This window comes from Lentihominibacter faecis (genome assembly GCF_014306095.1).
GTDB lineage: Bacteria > Bacillota > Clostridia > Peptostreptococcales > Anaerovoracaceae > Lentihominibacter > Lentihominibacter faecis.
The window spans coordinates 1-3,764 of the sequence record NZ_JACRWC010000018.1 but is presented as its reverse complement, the minus strand read 5'-3'; the positions used below and the strand labels follow the sequence as shown (position 1 = coordinate 3,764).

The following is a 3,764-nucleotide window of genomic DNA, read 5'->3' as shown; positions in this document are numbered from 1 at the left end:
GAGACAGATAAAGAGGACGGATCCCAATGGGGTCTCGCGCAGCGATAAAGGAATCTTCCTGTGCATCATAGATCACCATGGCGAATTCAGCATCTAACAAAGCAAACATTTTAGTGCCATACTCGCGATACAAAGGGAGGACGATCTCACAGTCGCTGTCGGAAGTGAAGGCATAACCCTTTGCCTCCAGATCACGTTTCATTTTGCGAAATCCATACAATTCTCCGTTGCAGATGGAATAGCTTCCATCCAAACAGAACGGTTGCATACCGGTTTCATCAAGATCCATGATGGCAAGTCGATGAAATGCGCAGACCCCTGATCCGAACTGAAGGACCTCAGACATATCAGGTCCTCTCGATTTAGTCTTTTCGAAGCCTTCTGTAAACTTCGGCAGAAAAGCTTCGCTTTCTTTCTCTGTTAATGTTCCAACGTAACACATGATCGAACACATAATAGTACCTCCTTGTGGCATGCGGTGTAAAGTGTTATAAAAAAGTGGCTACTCATCCTATAAATCCATAGGACGAATAGCCACTGATCCGCGGTGCCACCTATCTTGAGTTCGCGTGTATTTGAAACCCCTCTTTTTCCAACCTGACAGTTGTATCGGCTGTGACGGGCCGAGCCCGGATCCCTTACTTGCTGATCGCTGCAGTACATATCGGGGCGTCCCGGCTTCAGCACATGCTGCAATGCGTTCGGTTCACAACTCCGGAGTGTTATTCTCACAGATTCATACTGCCGGGTTCGCACTGTCTCCGGCTCACTGGGAGTGAACTTCTGTGGTACTTGTCTCCATCAAAGTCTTTGCAATGTTTAATTTCGGTCTTATTGTAACAGGGAAAGCCTAGGATGTCAATAGGATTCGAAGAGTTTTTTGTGATGCGAGGACAATATATTGTCCGGAAGTTGTGGTTTGTAACTAATTACATCGGTGCAAAATGAAGGATGTGTGAATTTTTTTAATATTAAAACATTCTTAATACTTTCAAAGACCTTGTATGGTATAATAAACACCACAACAGGACACCATAGATGCTGATGTCGTTGCAATCCGTCCGTTAGCACTTCCAAAAAAGGAATGGTGAATAACATGAAAATTAAAAAATTAAAAAATATCACGCCTAAAATTCGGATCCCACGCACCCTGTCTCCGAAGAGCTGGAAGCATGAGGCATCCGGGACCCAGGGCAATGTCACCTTGTTTGGAGTCAATATCTTCAGCTGCGGCTGGAAGCTGACGGGAAAAACAGCCAGGGTGCAACATCCAAACCACGGACATGACTTTAAGTTTCCAGTTTATTCTGTGGACATCGACGGAAGCCAGAAAGAATTTGCTGCCGGTCAGATGAACCATTCGGTCTGGAGTTTTTTCCTGCCGAAATATTAGATCCATACTATCGTATCAACAAAAGTGTGAAAAAAACTGCCCCAGGAGCCTGTGGCAGTTTTTCACGTATATCCGGCAAATACACATTTACAGCAAGTGCAGATCATGCATCACAGCACGATCTGCAATACGAAATACTCGCCTTCCATCGAGAAGTGACAGTTTCCGTTCAGCTTGCGGACAGCGTAGTCGATACTTTGAGTGCCAAGTCCATGACCAGGTTCCGTTGTCACAGGCATCCCGCCTTCAAAGCGAGGGGGCGTGCTGCAGGTGTTTTTCAGGGAAATCAGCAGCTTGTCACCGGATTCGATCATAGAAAGCCGAATGATCCGCTTCTTCGGATCCTGCACGGAACTCGCCGCGTGGATAGCATTTTCCAGTGCATTAGACAGAATCGAAGTCAAATCCACATCGGAAACGGTCAAAACTTTGGGAATACGTATTGTATGCTGAAAATCGATCCTGTTTTCCGCCATATCTGCTTCACAACAGGACAGGATCATATTGATCGTTTCGTTAGAGGAGTATTTTTTTCGCGTAGTTTTTTCGACTGAAGCAATTACCCGATGGATGGTTTCCTGCGCTTTCTCTGTCTCTCCATTTGAGATCTGATCCAATACAGCAGCAAGAAAGTGACGCATATCGTGGCGGAGAAGGGAGATCTCGTGCTCGCTTCGGCGGATGGCAGTCATTTCTCTCTCGGACTGCTCCTGCTTCAGTTTCATAAAGCGATGATGATTCTCCGCTTCCTGTTTTTCCTCGTACTGTTTAAAGTAGATCGTGCAGAAAATCAAATAGGAAATACACAGCAAAAACGGCGGGAATTCTACTGTAATATAATTCCCGGCATACAGCAGCTTCGTGTATACGGTGGAAGCGTAGTCGAAGATATAGTAGGATACAGGCACGACAGCAAAGGAAATAAGGGAGGATGCCGGCTTGGACAGAAGCTTTGCGATCGGTGAAGCTACGTACTTCCACACCAATGGGGAAATAATGATCAAAACGATGATATACGTTATGTCCACGCTCCAGTCAGGGCAGTGGAATGTCTGAGGTATGGTTGAGATCCAGTTGCTGATCTGACAGCACAGGTACGCTGTGAGAACCGCCAGAACAGAAGGTGCCAGGCGGCATTTGAAGGCAAGCGTAAACAAAAGCACCAGCGGCATATGCGTCACCAATGGATAAAAGGCATATGTGACGGAGTCGCTTTGCAGTAAAAACAAGATGCACAGCACGATAAAATCGAGCGCAGAAAAGACGCTCAAAATCACAATGTTCTTTCGAGTCGGCGCGACATCCAGAAACGCTGCGGACACCCCGATGCCAAACAGCAGGGTCAGCAGATGCCGCAGCCCGTCCAGCAGCATCTCAGTCATTTGTGGTCTCCTTTTGAAACATGTATGCGAAATATACTTCTTTGAATTCTTTCCCGTATCCGCGAGCGATAGGCACCTGCATCCCGCTTCGCGTCCTGATCTGCGCAGTGTTAAAATGGTCCACCTGCGGGATGGAAACGATGTAGCTCCGATGGCATTTAAAAAAGCCGTTTTCTATGGTCAGAGGCTTCGCATAATTGGAGAAGGTCCCTAGCGCGTCCTGGACTTTTCCACTGCAAAGGTGAAAGATCGTCTTCTTGTTCTGCGCCTCCAGACATTCGATCTCGCTGAGATAGATCTTGTGATAGCCCTGGGGGATCTTGGCGATGATGTGGGGTGATTCTTCGTCCTGCGGCGCTTTACAATCATCCAGAACGCTGCAAAGTTTTTCGTACTGCAAAGGCTTCAGCAAGTATCCGGAAGCTTTTACGTCGTAGGATTCGACGGCAAATTCCGGGGATGATGTGAGGAAAACGATCTTTACGGCAGTATTGGTCTCCCGGATGACATGGGCCAGCTCCATGCCGTTGAACAGAGGCATCATAATGTCCAGAAGAAGGACGTCAAACTGTTCCGTGCGACTGACCGTCAGCAGAGAATCCCCATTATCGAACAATTGCAGTTCTACCGTCAGATCCTGCCCTTCTGCCCATCGTTTCACTGCATGTTCTGCCTGCCCGAGAAAAAAATTATCGTCATCACAAACGGCTATCTTCAAACCATCCATCTCCCTTCGAATCCTTATACCTTTATTATACGCAAGGGTGGGGGCAGCCGCAATCAGATTCTTTTGCATTTCGCGCCCTGAAAACTACATTTCGCACGTTTTCTCGTTTTTATAAGGATTTTGTTGTACAATATTGTGGATATAGAATAAAGAGAAAACATCTAATCCTAGCGCTGTCAAGTTTTGGACAGCATAAGACCCCTTACGAAAACGAGGCACCTGTGGAAACCGGGACGCCTCGTTTTCGTAAGGGGTCTTATGC

3 protein-coding genes and 1 pseudogene are annotated in these 3,764 nt (G+C 46.8%); 1 reads left to right on the top strand and 3 read right to left on the bottom strand.

Annotation, left to right across the window (positions count from 1 at the left end; all coding sequences use genetic code 11):
• Positions 1 to 454, bottom strand: a pseudogene (locus tag H8876_RS00985) (hypothetical protein); the annotation flags it as partial.
• Between the two features lie 642 nt (positions 455 to 1,096).
• Between H8876_RS00985 and H8876_RS00980 the strand changes: the two are divergent.
• Entirely contained in the window at positions 1,097 to 1,393 is a 297-nt protein-coding gene (locus H8876_RS00980) for a hypothetical protein (RefSeq protein ID WP_249286161.1), read from the top strand.
• 110 nt (positions 1,394 to 1,503) lie between these two features.
• Here H8876_RS00980 and H8876_RS00975 read toward each other — a convergent pair whose 3' ends face one another.
• Positions 1,504 to 2,775, bottom strand: a complete 1,272-nt coding sequence (locus tag H8876_RS00975; RefSeq protein ID WP_249286160.1) for an ATP-binding protein — start codon at positions 2,773 to 2,775, stop codon at positions 1,504 to 1,506.
• Positions 2,768 to 3,493, bottom strand: coding sequence for a LytR/AlgR family response regulator transcription factor (locus tag H8876_RS00970; RefSeq protein WP_249286159.1), 726 nt, complete (start codon positions 3,491 to 3,493; stop codon positions 2,768 to 2,770). Before H8876_RS00970 ends, H8876_RS00975 begins: the two co-directional genes overlap by 8 nt.
• Between the last annotated feature and the right edge of the window lie 271 nt (positions 3,494 to 3,764).